Origin of the sequence: Mesorhizobium sp. M2A.F.Ca.ET.043.05.1.1 (genome assembly GCF_003952445.1) — a bacterium.
Lineage (GTDB): Bacteria > Pseudomonadota > Alphaproteobacteria > Rhizobiales > Rhizobiaceae > Mesorhizobium.
The window spans coordinates 6735404-6749192 of record NZ_CP034446.1 but is presented as its reverse complement, the minus strand read 5'-3'; the positions used below and the strand labels follow the sequence as shown (position 1 = coordinate 6749192).

Here is a 13789-nt window from a genome sequence, read left to right as displayed (position 1 = left end):
CGGGTTCGACAGCGCCCAGCAGATCGCCGGTCGTGCCGCTGGCGCCCACAATCTGCCGGCGTTCTCGCCTGCCCTCAGGCTGACAGCGGATTGGGGTTTTCGCTTGCGGGACTCGCAAGCGTCCTCGCCTTGGGCGGGCGGCAACAACTTGTCGGCGTGCGGGACGTGATGCGGCGGCGGTTTTGTATCTTCCTTTTCGCGGCACCGAGCGGCCTCCTCGTCTTCCAGATGGGCGGAATCTTCCTCGGCCCAATTGGTCGCGCGACATGCGCGACGGTATGCTTTTATCTTTGGCGATCTTGGTCGCCGCCTGGTTCGCCTCCGGGCAGATGTTCGGCAAAGCATGGCTCTGGCCCGCCTTTCACATGTCTTTGCTCGTGCGGGGGGAGATAGGCCCGCAGTCAATCATGCGCGGCCCTGTTCGCACCGCCTTCGTGGAATGATCGTCGATTGGCTAACTCTCCAGCCAAGGCTGACGGCGAGAGCGCAACTGCTTGGACCGAGTGTAAAGAAAGCGGAATGGCTGATGCTTCACAGGAGCGAGCATTCTCATGCAGCTTAAAATCTCGGCTCATTGGGTGAAATGGAACGGTAAATGATGCAGCAGTCGGCAGAAACTCGGCCTACCATCGGCGACGCCGTTGCGCATGAGCAACGCGCCTATGAGAACTCAAACCCGACGAGCAGACAGAAATTTGAAGCCGCCAAGGAGGTCTTGCCTGGCGGCAACACTCGCGGTTCGCTGTATTTCGATCCGTTCCCGCTTTTCTTCAGCTCTGCACGATCCAGCAAGGTAATAGATGCGGACGGCCACGAATATTCGGATTTCGGAAATGACCTAACCGCCGCCCTCTTCGGCCATTCGAATGAAGCGATCGTGTCAGCGCTCAAGGCGGGGCTGGACCAAGGAGTGAGTTACGGGGGCACGCACGATCATGAGGTGGCGTTTGCCCGCGAGATCTGCGACCGGTTTCGCTCCATCGAGAGGGTCCGCTTCCTGACGTCTGGGACGGAAGCAAATGTTGCCGCGATACAACTTGCCAAGGCCGAAACAGGACGGCCATTGGTGCTGGGCTTCTTCGGCGGCTACCACGGCAATGTCTTGAACTGGCTTGAGCCCGAGAGTGAGATGAACGTCGATCGCGCGGACGTCCGCCTCGCGCGATTCAATCACTTTGAAACCGTCGAGGAGATCGTCCGGAAGGAAGGCAAGGACATCGCGGCCGTTCTGGTCGAGCCGATTATGGGCAGCGCTGGTGGCTTTGTGGCTGACACGGCTTTTCTGAGCCGACTGCGTTCGATTTGCGATGAGATCGGCGCGTTGCTGATATTTGACGAGGTGCAAACCGCAAGGTTCGCCGTCGGCGGTTATCAATCGGTCATCGGTGTCTATCCGGACCTGACCACGCTGGGCAAGTTCTTCGGCGGCGGTCTCAACTTCGGGGCTTTGTGCGGGCCCGCGCGGCATATGGACAGGCTGGGGCCCGGTCATGCAAGAACGCTCTCGCACGGCGGCACTTTTAGCAACAACGTTCTGACCATGATCGCGGGGCATGCTGCGCTGAAAAAGGTCTTTGTTCAGGAAAATGTCGACCGGCTGAATGCCCGCTCCAACGAACTGCGGTCCGCTTTACTAGGTCAAGCGAACAACCGAAGAGTGCCCCTGCAATTAGGCAGTTTTGGCTCCCTTATCTCGACACATTTCCAAGCGGACTTGCCGCGCGGCCCTGAGGACGTCAAAACCCCGCCGGCCTTTCGAAAGCTATTACAGCTTTTCATGATCAACAACGGCATCTTTGTCACCAGGCGCGGCCAGTTTACCGTGTCGATGGCCAATACCGAGGACGAGTTCTCGGAGCTGGAGAATGCTTTTGGCATCTTTTTGGACCGATTCGGCGAACTGACTGATCACTTCGACTGACGATCCGCACGCCAATATCGAAGCGGCTGCCGGCCGGTCAGGCGAGGACGTTGCTGTAAATGCACGAACAATTCTGCCTTCTGGTCATGTCTCACTGAGGGCGGCAGACCCGAGCCTCCGGGTGCGCCTATTAGTGAAAGATTAGGGAATACAAACATCCACAGACGGCCCTGCTCCCGCACGAGGAAGCTGGTGCCAAGGTCCTGCGCGGAGCAATAGAGCTCGTAGATGTCGCTCTTCCGGTCACACATGCCCACAGCGCTCGGGCGCGCCAGACGCTTGTCGGGAAGGCCGCCGTAGAAAACTCTTCCTTCTGCCAAGCGGCTTCGCTGCTGCTGGTCTTGTCTCGCATCCGCCTCCTTGATTCGGGTCACGGTGCGGAGAACAGGTTCGGTCGTTCGGCTACAAGGCCGCTGAAGCTCGATGCCGATGCGCCAGCACTGTTGAAGCTGTTGCAGCGCTGGCGCGACGAAGCCGACCAAGCCGGGCACGCGATCAAGCGGATCGCCGTCGCCTATGAGGCGGCCGGCGACGGCTTCTGGTTGGCGCGCTTTTTGCGGGCGCACGGCATCGAGGGCCTATGCCATCCATCCCGCCAGCGTTGCGGTGTCGCGGGAGCACCGCCGCGCCGAGACCGATCGCCTCGACACCGAACTGCTGATGCGTGCCTTTCTTGGCTGGCTGCGCGGCTAGAAACGCCATTGCTCCATGGCTGCGATCCCGATCATCGAAGAGGAGGACGCGCGACGGCCGAGCCGCGAGCGGGAGAGCCTGGTCGGCGAGCAAAACGCGGCTTATCAACCGCATCAAGGCGGTGCTCGCCCGCTTCGGTATCACAGCTTCCGGCTGAGTCTGCGCAGCGCGGCGGATAGGCTCGAGAATATCCGCACGGCTGAGGGGACGGCGCTGCCGCACAATACCCGCGCCGAGGTCCACCGCTTCCTTCAGCGGCTCAGCTTGGTGCGCCAGCAGATCCGCGCGATCGAACAGGAACGGGAACGCAAGCTCTCGGCCGCCCCGCCGGCGGAAAACGGCCATGCGATGGTTGGCCTCATCGCGCGGATTATCGGCATCGGCGTCGACATGCTGGTGCACGAGGTCCTGTCGCGCGGCTTGCGCGATCGCCGCGCCGTGGCGCGCTATGCCGGGCTGACGGGATCGCCGGACGAGAGCGGCAAACGCCGCCGCGAGAAAGGGGTGGCACGCGCCGGAGGCGCGGCATGATCCATTGGCCTGGCCCTTTCTCCGCTTCCAGAAGGCGCGCACGATCGACGGCCGCAAGACCACGCGCAAGACGGTGATCGTAGCGCTGGCCCGCAAGCTGCTGATCGCGCTATGGCGTCTCGTCACGGCGGGCGAGGTGCCGCAGGGCGTCATCGTGCGTGCGGCATGATGGACAGAGGGACAGAGGAGAACAACGCACGACCCAATCGGCAGACCAGCAGCAGGGTCTGCCGATGACGATCCGAGGTGGCGGCAACCCGAAGCTACACATCGTCCTTCGGACCGCCGACGTAGAATGGGCCCCCGCCGCCCCGGAGCTTCGCCACCGATGCGCATGCTGCATCATGGTCAGATCCGCTGCGATCTACCGCGTACAAGTCTGCCGCGCGACCTTTGCGCCTGGCTCGGCGAGCTCGCCCCTGAAATCTGTCGTCGGCATTTGGCCCCCACCGGAAACGGGCTCACCCGACCCGGCAAAGCCTGCCGCCCGTGCTCGTGACCGTCAAGGACAAAGTCGCTTCGCGATGGCCCTGCAGCCACCCTTGACCGTCACTGCGCGCGGCGGCTAGTTCGAAGCCAGGTCGGCACGAGGAGATGAAGAAATGAACCAGGATCAAGCTTGACAATCATCGCCCCATACAGGTGTAGCTGACGGCTTAGTCGCCGCGCTCTTCGGCATGGGGCCGGGCTGATCAGCGTGCCACGGCTGGCAGGCTGATGAGAGGATCATCGCTCATTTGGCTGATGGTTTCCAGCGTCATGTTATCTGGCGCGCTGCACGGCCCATTCGTTGTTCTGTTCGAGCAAGATCGCGCCAACCAGGCGGACGTCCTGCAGGCGCACCTCGTGCCGAAGTGCCCGCATGCCAATGTGTTCAACCGTCGGGGTCGCGCCTGGCTCGAGCGGCAGGTGCTTCCCGACGACGAGCGGACCGCTATCGCCCGCCACATCCGCGAGATCGATCGCCTGGCCGAGGATCTGGCTGATCTCGATCGCGACATCGCCCGGGAAGCGGTTGATGATGTGCAAGTCCGGCGGCTTCAGACGATCACCGGCGTCAACGCCATCGTCGCGAGCGGTATCATCGCCGCCGTCGGCGACATCCGGCGGTTCCGCGAGCCGCAGAGGGCAAGTGAGCTACTTTGGCCTCAATCCGCGTGTGCGCCAATCCGGTCTTGGCTTGGCGCAATATGGCCGGATCAGCAAACATGGGCGTTCCCATGCCCGCGCCATGCTGGTCGAGGCCGCCTGGGCGGCGGCGAAGGCGCCCGGACCGCTCAGGGCCTTCTTCCTACGCATCCGCAACAAGCGTGGCCATCAGGTCGCAGCCGTGGCGGTCGCCCGCAAGCTCGCGGTATTGATCTGGCATCTGCTGACAAAGGAGCAGGACTACTTCTGGGCTGGCCCGGCGCTGGTCGCGGCAAAGCAGAGGCAACTCGCTCTTAAGGCTGGCGCGCCGGGCGAGCGCGGTGTCGGTCGCCGCGGTTCGGCGTACGCCTACAACGTGAAGGAGTTGCGAAACAGCGAGAAAGCCGCGGCCGAGAATGCCGAACGTGCCTACGAGCTGATGGTTCGGCATTGGCGGTCACGCGGGCCGAAGCGGCGCACGGACGCCACAAACGAGGAACGACTATAACGGCTGCGCGGCGGCGCTCTCATCCTCTCACGCCGCTCTTTGCCACGTGGTCATCCGTGCCGGACAAATATAGCATAAGGAATGTCCCGGCACGACCACCGTCTCGGTCCGCTCCAGACTGGCGCCGTGCTCGACGCCGTCAAGGCGTGGCCTGGAAACCTCGCAGCCGGCCGTGCCGCCATCGCACCGGCCAGCCTTGACTGCGTCTCGAAACGCTCGCACGGGAAGAAACGCAACAGGAGTCGAATAAGCCGAAATCACGCTTGTCGATGTCATCCGTCGAATGCAGCTTGGCGCAGTGCTCCTTGGGGATGCCGAGGGCAATGTGACCGTCATCGTCTTCCGATTTATTCCACATCGTCGGCGGGGCCTATTGTCCCGGTGATGCTGGTCGGCGACGGCGCGCCATTGCGTGCTTGCGGCCTCGGGCGTTTCCTGGGCGAAGGCGGTGGCGATGAAAGCGGAGACGACGCGGCGCCCGCTCTTGCTGGCATGGGCCAAGACGTTGTGCATGAACTGCACGTTATGCCGACGTCGGCATAATGCAGAGCGTTTTTAGCTTGGCGTCGCGGAGAAAGGCGGGTGGCGAGAGCGCGCTGGGTTGGATCGCGACCGTGAGCTAAAAACGTGTTGGACTAAGCCGCCGGCACGGCTGGCCGCTATGGGCGTTCAATCAGGCCGTGGCCATGAACAGGCATGGCGTGGGCGGGGATGCGGTCGTGGACGCAGGGTCGCGTGCGCCGAAAGCGGCACGGATTAGATTCGGCAAAGTGAGGACCGGCGTCGCGCCTTGCCCGGCAAAGGCAGCGGGGGTGACGGCGCGCAGCTTCGCGGGACCGACTCGGTTTTCGGGCCGAACGGCTCGTCCGGCGGGCGGCGGCAAGGTGGCCGCCGGACGAGGCAAGAGCTCGAAGGGGGCTCGATGTGGCGCAGACCTTGTTGGTGGCAATCCGCAGGTAATGGGCGGTGGTCGCGAGGCTCCTGTGACCGAGCAGCAGTTGAATGGTGCGCACGTCGGCGCCGGCCTCCAACAAATGGACGGCAAAGGCGTGCCGCAAGCTGTGCGGCGTGACCGGCTTGGATAAGCCGGAGAGGTCGCGCGCTTTCGCGCAGGCTTGCCCGACCGGATCCCTGGTGATCGGCTGGCCGGCGCGGTCGCCGGGGAAGAGCTAGGCCACTGGCCGGCGCACCTTCGAGTAGCTGCACAGGATCTCCCGGAGCTGGGCGACAGCATCACGTAGCGGTCCTTCTGGCCTTTGCCCTGCTCGACACGGACGACCATTCTCTGGCTGTCGATGTCCGTGGGCTTCAGCTGAATCGCCTCCGAGATGCGCAAGCCGGCGGCATAGCACGTGGTCAGGATCGCGTGATGTTTGATGTCGAGCACACAGCCGAGGAATTGTTGAACTTCCTCGGGACCGAGGACGATCGGCAGCTTCTGCGGCTTCTTCGGGAGTGGGAGGACCTCTTCAGGCGCCCAGTCCCTTTCGAGCGTCACACTGTAGAGAAAGCGCAACGCCGCGATGGCGGTGTGGATCGAGCCGGGCGCGAGCTTCTTCTCGTTGGTCAGATAGACCTGATAGGTCCGAATGTCCTCGCGCCCGAGCAGGTCCGGCGATTTGCCGAAATAGCGGGCGAGCAGCGACACCTGTTGCAGATACGAGAGCTGAGTGTTGAGCGCGAAGTTGCGCACCTCCATGTCCTCGCTTTGCCGGCGAACTCGCCCGACAAGGCTATACGCCGCTTTCCGCTCGCGAGCAGATACGGCTGGTGGCGCGATTGAGCCGCTGGCTCGCATTGGAAGGCATGGATGTGGAGGGACTGGGTACGAGCGAGGTCGATCGGTTCGTCCGTACCCGTCGTGCCGCTGGCCCGCAACTCCGCTCGGTCAAAGCATTGCAGCCCCCGTTGGCCTATTTGCAGTGTCGCGGCGTGGTGCTGCCGTCGCCCCGTGCACCCGACGATCCGGCAGATCAGCTGCTGGAACGATACCAACGCTATCTGGCGATTGAGCGCGGTTTGGGAAAGCGACCGCCGATGTCTATGCCCGGATGGTGCGCCCCTTTCTGCATCATCGATTGTCGTCCGACGGGCGTGCCTGGACCTTGCGGGTTTGGCCGCGACCGACGTCGTCACCTTTGTCGTGGCACGTTGCCTCAGCTGAGCCGCGGCGCGGCAAGCCTGACTGTAACGGCGCTGCGGTCGCTGGCTCAAGAAGCTTGTGGTACAGGGAAACGCCGGCAAACGACACCGACTGTCGTGTTTGTCGAATCCGCGACACATCGTTTCGACTTTGCTGCCTAGGCGCAATTGGCATGACTTTTGCGAAGTTCTCTTCGTGAAACGCAACGCCAGGCGGCATTTCGCCTGGAGGATTCGGATTGGTCAGTGATAGCCGGAGCTTCTCGTTGCCCACGCAACGCCCAGTGGGCGCGAGTGACATTCCGAATGACCGACGGAGTTTCATGCCGCCGATGTATGGGAACTCATCAGCGCTCTACCGCCGTTGGACCGCAACTCGCTCTAGCGAACTCTTGCTCTGCACTGATTTCGCCAATACCTGCGTGCTCGTGGAGCGTGCCGGCGAGGTTATTGGCTGGTTGGGGGCCTACGGTCGGCCGGGCGATCCCTGCAGGCGCTCTTCATGGCAGATTGCTGGGCACTCTGCCTCGGCAAGGAACTGATCCGCTCAGCCCTGAGCAAGCCATCTTGCCAGGGTGTGACGCAGATCAACGCCACTGACGCTCAGCAACCGGGCGTCCAGGTTGCTCTTCGGAGCAGGGGCTCGGGACCTGGGTGCGCCAATCTCGCAGCGAAACTGTCCGCGATTTTCTGTGTCTCAGCTCCCCCAGGACCAGGGGGTGCACTCCAATAATATTTTTTCTCGATCCGATCGGCCAAATTGGCACGGGTTATGAACCCTTCAGTGTGAGGCTGGAGAGCTGCCGACCGAACTCATGTCGCCGGTAACTGCGATGGATGGAACGAAGAATGGAATTTCACATGAATCTGGAAACAGAGCGTTTATTCATGCGCCCTATACGTCCTTGGGATGCCGATGCCCTGCATCGGCTGCACTGTGATCCGCTGGTAGTCGAATGGATGATGCAGGGAAATCTGCCAACCCGGGAAGAGTCTTATGAGCGGCTGTCCCTCTATCTTCATGAGTGGGAAACCTACGGGTATGGATTCTGGATGGTCTATGAACGAGAGAGAAATGGCGGCTTGCGCTTCGCAGGGCGGTCCGGGCTGCGCCGCGTCGATGACAAAGACATCGAAATCGGATACGCCTTGTTCGGAAACCGGTGCGGTAAAGGCATTGCGCCGGAAAGCCTTAAGCCCGTGATCGAATTTGCCTTCGCAACCCAACGTGTCGATCGGCTGGTCTCTTTCATACGCCCGACGAATATACGATCTCAGAGGGTGACAACCAAAATGGGCTTTACCTGCCTTGGGCCGGTTGATGGAACGAACTATGAGGTCTTTGAATTACGCCGTCCACCTCAGTGATGCAAACTGATGCGCTTTGGGCTCAAAGGTGTCCGGATCAGGCCGCCAAACCAAAATGTTCTCGTCCGGATTGGCCGGCAAGTCGGACGCGACCATGCGTTTGGGGGTCATGCAACCTGAACTCGCAAAGCTTGCCGGCTGAAGCAGGAATTATGAGCCGGCACATTTACACCTGTATGGGATTGGCGAAAATCTCCTCGTCCCGACCTAACTTCGTTCTGGCCGCCGCGCAGTGACGGTCAAGGCTGGGCCGCAGGCCACCGCGAAGCGACTTGCCCTTGACGGTCACGAGCACGGCGGTAGGCTTGCCCGGCCGGCAGGGGACCCGGCGAGGTGCCGACAATGGATTCCGAGGCGGAGTTCGCCATGAGCAGTCGCGGGCCGCGGGCCCATTCTCGTCCGCTGTCTGAAGACCAATTGAGTGTGCGTTGCTCTCCTCTTCCCACGCGCCCCCATCACATCACACGCAAGCTGACGCCCTGTGGTGCCTCGCCCGTGATGACGAGGTGCCACAGCGCAATCAGAAGCTTGCGCGCCAGCGCCACGATCATCGTCTTGCGTAGCCTCGCGGCCGTCGGCCGTGCGCGCCTGCAAGCAAGCGGTGCAACTTGGCGCGGGTATTGTCCGGCAGCGGCCTTCCCTCTGCCTTGCGGATGGCCATGAGCCTGTCGACCGCATTGCGCAGGCTCAACCGAAGCTGCGAATGCCGAAGCGGGTGAGAATCGCCTTGAGTGCCGCTCGCGGTTCGGCCGCCGCGCGTCCGCTTATTCAAGCGTCGGAATCGCCGCCATACTGCAATGGCGCTTCTCGCCGCGCGGCCAGCCGAGAAAGGCGCGCATTAAAAGCTCCGTGTCGAGTTATCTGTCTTGGCACGCCGGTGCTCCCGCGACACCGCAACGGTGGCAGGGTGGATGGCATAGGCATCGATGTCGCGCGCCCGCAGCCAGCGCGCCAGCCAGCAGCCGTCGCCGGCCGCCTCATAGGACGGCGATCCGCTTGATCATATGCCCGGCCTGGCCGGTTTCGCCGCGCCAGCGCTGCAGCAGCATCTTCAGCGCCTGGCGCTTGAAACCCGGAACAAGCGCGGCAATCAGCCACTTCACCTTGCACATTTCGATGAGGGCGACGATCGTGTTATTCTGTTCGAGAGCAGTAAGGGACCGGCTTGCGTCAAAAGACCTCGGCATGGGGCGCCTCCTTCTGAAGAGTTCGTTCTAACAGCGCCGAAAGATGCCACACCCTCGCCGCTCGCCCCATAGCATCTAGGACATAGAGACCATGAATTCCGCCAGGCGCAGCTATCGCCAGACGGCTTTGAAGATGTCCAGAGCGGTGATTAGGCTGTTCGGGCTGGATCGGCGGCGCTGCGGTGATGGCGAACTGTGAATCGGCGTGCAAAATTGACCCCATAATTGGAGTGCGCCCCTTAGGGTAAACAGATCGGGATGTGTGGATTGACCAATGCAGCTATCGTCGCCTACAACCGGCATGGGCGACCGGTTTCACCGTGTCGCCGGTTATTTCTGCGAATGCTTGCTCCGCACGTTGGCTTTGCCTCCAGGCTGCGTCCATCACGATGATCGCGAAGGATGCCCTCGAGCGGGCGGGTATTCACGGTTATGCGCACCAGGGCGCGCACCTCTTCCGCCACAGCCTTGCGACCGACCTGCTGCGGTCGGGGGCCAGCTTTGCCGAGATCGGCCAGTTGCTTCGTCACCGGAGCATCGACAGCACAAGAATGCCAAGCTCGACATCGAGAAGCTGCGCGAACTGAGCCTGCCCTGGCCGGGAGGTGTCCAATGAGTAGTCTTCGAACAGCGCTCGAGCGCTATGTGGGCAGCGATTGGGATACAAGTATCATGGTCCCGCTCGCTCGACGGTTGTCGGAATGGATGTGCCAGGTGACATTCTTTTCTCTTCTCGTGCTGTCGCTCGGAATCCATGGTCTGAGCCCCGATGGCATGACGCGGCCCGTTTCCCGAGCCAAATCCACCTTATATACGTCGCTATTTAATACAGCAGCACCAACATCCCGCTTGCGGCGGACAAGGGCGCAGGACGGCGAACTAATCTATGAAGCGGCATTTGGCCATGGGATTGCTCGGTTCGCCCACCTGGATCAGCCAGGACTGATCGGGTTCCGACCGAAGCGTAGAATTCGGTTTGAGGTGACGGATCGCGATCAGGCGGCCGTCATGACTACTCCGTTGATGACGATGCCGGCGTTGACGTATTTCCACAGTGCGACGAGTATTGCGGGCGAGCGCCACAATCAGCGTCTTCTTCAGACGACCACCGTTCTGCTTCACCCGCTCCTTGAAGCACAGGGAGAGCGCCGATTGTGGTTGATGACGCAGCCACAGCCAGGCAAGTTGGACCAGCGTCGTGCGTAGCCTTGGATTGCCGGATTTTGAGACGCCTTGTTCACGGTCGATTGATCCGCTTCGCCAGGGGGTCGCCGCCAGGCCGGCATAGGCGGCGACCTGGCGCCGGTTGTCGAAGTGCCGTGACAGCCCTTCCGACCACAGCACGGCGGCAAACTCCGGCCCGATGCCTTTTAGGCCGAGCAGCATGGCCGGGACTGGCGAGGCATGCTGCTCGGGCGTCACGCTCGGCCTCGACCGCCTTGATCTGCTCCATCAGCAACTCCAACCGGTCGAGCTCGCGGCTCATCTGCCGCTTCAGATGGACAGATAGTGGACGCCATCGCCGGTCTTCAGTGCCTCGAGATATTTGCGCCGGTCGCGGTGCAGCGGTTGATAGCCGGACACGCCCAGGGCAAACAGCAGACCCTTGACGCGGTTGACGTGCCGCACGCGCTCGTTTGTCAGGACCTTGCGCTCGCGCGCGAGGCGGCGGCGGTCCTCTTCTTCGGGCGTTGGCACCCTGAGCATAGCGCAGACCCGCGGCTCGCCCCGTTTATTGGCGAGCAGCCCGTGTCAAGCGAAGTGAGGATTTGACCCCTCGTATTGCCTCACCGAAGAATGTTACCGGCGCGATGGGGGCCGACATGGCCGCTATCTCCTTCCGCCGCGGCGGAGTGCGGCGCGGCAATCAACGTGAGAGCGCGTATTGCCTCACGTAACGATGCTTCCCGAGATTCAAGCGTTGCCTCATCCATTTTGCTCCCGGCTTGGGGCGAAGGAGGCCGGGCGCGGAGATGGCCGGGGTTTCGCAGCGCCCGGCCTCCTTCGCGAGCGCCACGGCGCCTCAGTGTGGCCTTGCGATCTCCAGGATCGGCGGCTCCTTGTTCAAGGGGCCAAACAGCAACGCGTCCGCCTGTTCGCTGCGCCAGACCTTCAGCCGACGCTGAAGTGTTCGAAGCAGTTTTTCCGGGTAGGCGCCGGGATACTCGGCCTGCAGTCGTGACAGAAGTTCGCTGCCGGTCCGCCATGGTTCGGCTTCGAACCAATTTCGCAAGTCGGCAGTCGCCTTGACGAGAGGGTCAGGACGCCGCCGCCCCCTTTTGGCTTTCACAATCGGGCGATCCGTCGGCCGGATAGCACCGTCCTTCCAGGCAGTCCGCAAAGTCGCCAGGAAAAGGTCGATCGGCTGGGCTGCCCCGTCAGGGCGCACGGCCGGCGAAGTGTCGGCAAGCGCAGCGAGCCGCTCCTGCATGGCGCGGATATCGCGCAATAGCAGGACAGGATCGAGTCCGGCGTAGATTTCCTGCAGACGGGAGCGGACTGCATCTGAGGTGCGAGCGTCGGCAACCAGACGCTGATGCGGCGTAGCCGGCGGACTGTACGTCTTGCGCACACGCGCGCCGTCGCGCTGCTTCGCGATCAACTTGAACGACGGTTGAAAGAAGTTCACGAACAGCCGCGCTGACCGGTAGAGCTTCGCTAGCAGCGTGGCGGCCTCGAGCCCCTCGAACCGACGATATCCAATCATCCTGCGCACCACGGCGCCATTCTTCTGCTCGACAAAGGCCTGGTCGTTCTTGCGATAGGGGCGGCAGCGCGTGAAGACGATGTTGGCGGCGTCGCAGTAGTCCTTCAGCGTCTCGTTCATGAAAACGGTGTCGTTGTCCGTATCCAGGCCGAGAAGCGCGAAGGGCAGTTGCTTGCGCAATTCTGTGAGCACCGTGCTCAACAGCGTCTGTTCGCGAACCAGCAGCGGCGCACATTCCGTCCAGCCGGTTGCGATGTCGGTGAGCACGAGGGTTTGGATGAAGCTGCCGCGAGCCGAAGGGCCGCTATGGGCTACGAGGTCCGCCTCAACGAAGCCTGGCGCTGGATCGTCCCAATCCGCCGACGTTCTAATGGGAATGCTCCGTCGTAGGGCGTGCGCTGCGGGCCGTCGTCGGGGACGCCCCAAGCCTGCTCGGATCGGTCCCAGCGTCCTGTCGATCGTGGCCGCGCTCATCGCCAGCAATTTTCCCCGGATTTCGGGCGCTAGGTCAAAATGACCGTGCCGTTCCATCGCCTCGAGAAGGACCGGCAGCAACGCCTTCAGCCGCTTGCCGCAGACGCGGTCAGACGCCTCCCACAGCAATATCAGCGCATTGCGTTCCGCTTCATCATAAATCCGCGGCCGCACTCGCCGGCCTGAAAACGGCCCCTCACGGCGTCTTAGCAGCCGCATCGCGTGCTTGCGGTGAAAGCCCGTGATGACGACGAATTCATCCAAAATTCTCGCCTTCTCCGCTCGCGTCGAAGCACGATAGCGCTCTGAAACCGCAGCCGTCAGTTCTTTCCGTGTCGCCATGCTCAGCCGTCCCATAATTGCCCCTGCTCATACCCCTCGGTAGGGAGCAACTTATGTGAGGCAACGGCTGAAAATTCAGGAACATTTTCGACGAGGCAATGCGGCTTCTCTCCCAGATTGTCGCGCTATAGACGCACTCGCGAATTGACGCTGCCCGGCGGTTGCCGAAGTTTGCTCATAGGGCCGTACTTGTTGAACCGATGCTGATCCAGATGTGCGAGCAGCGCATCGATTTGCCGCCCATCCAGCGCCTCGAAGGCTGTGCATATATCGATGCCGCACGCCTTCAGGATTTTCGCGGGCGCGCTTCGCATTTCATTCCGTTCATGCATCAGGGTAGTCTCCGATTATGGCGGCAGTCGCTTTGGTCAGCAGCATAATCGGTTTACCGCAGAGATTGCGAGACCGAAAAGCCAATCCGGGCGGCCTTGACCGGATGGCTACCGCAGAACAGCTGGTTAGTAAGGATTCTCCAGCCAGCGTTCGCACAGGCTTCGTCGGAGAGGTTGTGCATCGACTTGAGAATGGCCAGTCCCGCCATTAGCCGTGTCGGCAAAGGCGGCCGGCCAGGATCGTCGTCATAGACCTCGCCGAGCCGCTCTTCCAGGAAGCGCCATTCGATCGTCTTGGCCAGCTTCACCAGCGCATGATCCATATTGAGGATGTGGTCGAGCCGGGATCGCAACAGGTCAGTCTGGCCGCTCTCGCGCCCTTCGGTCGCATCGCTTCCCTCGTAGCGTAGTCATCGCTCGAGTCACGCAGAAAAAGCGCATCCAATTTGCCGGAAA

General features: G+C 62.0%; 10 protein-coding genes and 6 pseudogenes. 7 read left to right on the top strand and 9 right to left on the bottom strand.

The features are described 5' to 3' along the window. Nucleotides 1-595 precede the first annotated feature (595 nt). Nucleotides 596-1921: an aminotransferase class III-fold pyridoxal phosphate-dependent enzyme gene (locus tag EJ069_RS32595; RefSeq protein ID WP_126064589.1), complete on the top strand. Its 1326-nt coding sequence runs from the start codon at nucleotides 596-598 to the stop codon at nucleotides 1919-1921. Here EJ069_RS32595 and EJ069_RS32985 read toward each other — a convergent pair. Continuing rightward, complete coding sequence (locus EJ069_RS32985; RefSeq protein WP_189476584.1) at nucleotides 1909-2487, bottom strand: hypothetical protein; 579 nt, start codon at nucleotides 2485-2487, stop codon at nucleotides 1909-1911. The two genes, EJ069_RS32595 and EJ069_RS32985, sit on opposite strands and share 13 nt — an antisense overlap. 142 nt (nucleotides 2488-2629) lie before the next feature. On the opposite strand from EJ069_RS32985, the gene EJ069_RS32590 reads away from it, so the two are divergent. Together EJ069_RS32590 and EJ069_RS32980 are read left to right on the top strand one after the other, a co-directional pair. Further along, nucleotides 2630-3145, top strand: a complete 516-nt coding sequence (locus EJ069_RS32590) for a hypothetical protein (protein ID WP_126064588.1) — start codon at nucleotides 2630-2632, stop codon at nucleotides 3143-3145. A gap of 4 nt (nucleotides 3146-3149) precedes the next feature. Then, nucleotides 3150-3314 carry a hypothetical protein gene (locus EJ069_RS32980; RefSeq protein WP_189476115.1) on the top strand — a complete coding sequence of 55 codons (165 nt, stop codon included), beginning with the start codon at nucleotides 3150-3152 and terminating at the stop codon, nucleotides 3312-3314. A 523-nt stretch (nucleotides 3315-3837) separates the two neighbouring features. Here the strand turns inward: EJ069_RS32980 and EJ069_RS32585 are convergent. Next, a pseudogene (locus tag EJ069_RS32585) lies at nucleotides 3838-3970 on the bottom strand (IS256 family transposase); the annotation flags it as partial. 21 nt (nucleotides 3971-3991) lie between these two features. Here EJ069_RS32585 and EJ069_RS33675 point away from each other — a divergent pair. Together EJ069_RS33675 and EJ069_RS32580 are read left to right on the top strand one after the other, a co-directional pair. Beyond that, nucleotides 3992-4231: pseudogene (locus EJ069_RS33675) on the top strand (IS110 family transposase); the annotation flags it as partial. Between the two features lie 46 nt (nucleotides 4232-4277). Continuing rightward, nucleotides 4278-4781, top strand: coding sequence for a transposase (locus EJ069_RS32580; RefSeq protein ID WP_189476112.1), 504 nt, complete (start codon nucleotides 4278-4280; stop codon nucleotides 4779-4781). A 387-nt stretch (nucleotides 4782-5168) separates the two neighbouring features. On the opposite strand, the pseudogene EJ069_RS32575 reads toward EJ069_RS32580, so the two are convergent. Both EJ069_RS32575 and EJ069_RS32570 read right to left on the bottom strand, forming a co-directional pair. Then, nucleotides 5169-5315 (bottom strand): annotated as a pseudogene (locus tag EJ069_RS32575) (IS256 family transposase); the annotation flags it as partial. A 334-nt stretch (nucleotides 5316-5649) separates the two neighbouring features. Beyond that, a pseudogene (locus EJ069_RS32570) lies at nucleotides 5650-6480 on the bottom strand (site-specific integrase); the annotation flags it as partial. A 1292-nt stretch (nucleotides 6481-7772) separates the two neighbouring features. On the opposite strand from EJ069_RS32570, the gene EJ069_RS32565 reads away from it, so the two are divergent. Next, nucleotides 7773-8291: a GNAT family N-acetyltransferase gene (locus EJ069_RS32565; protein WP_245456401.1), complete on the top strand. Its 519-nt coding sequence runs from the start codon at nucleotides 7773-7775 to the stop codon at nucleotides 8289-8291. A gap of 977 nt (nucleotides 8292-9268) precedes the next feature. On the opposite strand, the gene EJ069_RS32555 is transcribed toward EJ069_RS32565, so the two are convergent. Next, nucleotides 9269-9478, bottom strand: a complete 210-nt coding sequence (locus EJ069_RS32555; RefSeq protein ID WP_126064586.1) for a hypothetical protein — start codon at nucleotides 9476-9478, stop codon at nucleotides 9269-9271. Between the two features lie 389 nt (nucleotides 9479-9867). Here EJ069_RS32555 and EJ069_RS33670 point away from each other — a divergent pair, with 389 nt between their 5' ends. Continuing rightward, a complete protein-coding gene (locus tag EJ069_RS33670) occupies nucleotides 9868-10065 on the top strand; it encodes a tyrosine-type recombinase/integrase (RefSeq protein WP_245456400.1) in 198 nt (65 codons plus the stop codon). 408 nt (nucleotides 10066-10473) lie between these two features. Here EJ069_RS33670 and EJ069_RS32545 read toward each other — a convergent pair. The 4 genes and pseudogenes from EJ069_RS32545 to EJ069_RS32530 all read right to left on the bottom strand — a co-directional run. Continuing rightward, nucleotides 10474-11224: pseudogene (locus EJ069_RS32545) on the bottom strand (IS110 family transposase); the annotation flags it as partial. 277 nt (nucleotides 11225-11501) lie between these two features. After that, on the bottom strand, nucleotides 11502-13016 hold the full coding sequence (locus tag EJ069_RS32540) for an ISNCY family transposase (RefSeq protein ID WP_126064580.1): 1515 nt from the start codon (nucleotides 13014-13016) through the stop codon (nucleotides 11502-11504). Between the two features lie 110 nt (nucleotides 13017-13126). Continuing rightward, nucleotides 13127-13333: a hypothetical protein gene (locus EJ069_RS32535; RefSeq protein ID WP_126064585.1), complete on the bottom strand. Its 207-nt coding sequence runs from the start codon at nucleotides 13331-13333 to the stop codon at nucleotides 13127-13129. Between the two features lie 129 nt (nucleotides 13334-13462). Beyond that, a pseudogene (locus EJ069_RS32530) lies at nucleotides 13463-13689 on the bottom strand (transposase); the annotation flags it as partial. Between the last annotated feature and the right edge of the window lie 100 nt (nucleotides 13690-13789).

Excerpts from the sequence above, each read along its gene's own strand:
- EJ069_RS32595 (WP_126064589.1), top strand. The coding sequence starts at position 596 with ATGATGCAGCAGTCGGCAGAAACTCGGCCTACCATCGGCGACGCCGTT.
- EJ069_RS32565 (WP_245456401.1), top strand. The coding sequence starts at position 7,773 with ATGGAATTTCACATGAATCTGGAAACAGAGCGTTTATTCATGCGCCCT.
- EJ069_RS32540 (WP_126064580.1), bottom strand. The coding sequence starts at position 13,016 with ATGGGACGGCTGAGCATGGCGACACGGAAAGAACTGACGGCTGCGGTT.
- EJ069_RS33670 (WP_245456400.1), top strand. The coding sequence starts at position 9,868 with ATGATCGCGAAGGATGCCCTCGAGCGGGCGGGTATTCACGGTTATGCG.
- EJ069_RS32590 (WP_126064588.1), top strand. The coding sequence starts at position 2,630 with ATGGCTGCGATCCCGATCATCGAAGAGGAGGACGCGCGACGGCCGAGC.
- EJ069_RS32555 (WP_126064586.1), bottom strand. The coding sequence starts at position 9,478 with ATGCCGAGGTCTTTTGACGCAAGCCGGTCCCTTACTGCTCTCGAACAG.
- EJ069_RS32535 (WP_126064585.1), bottom strand. The coding sequence starts at position 13,333 with ATGCATGAACGGAATGAAATGCGAAGCGCGCCCGCGAAAATCCTGAAG.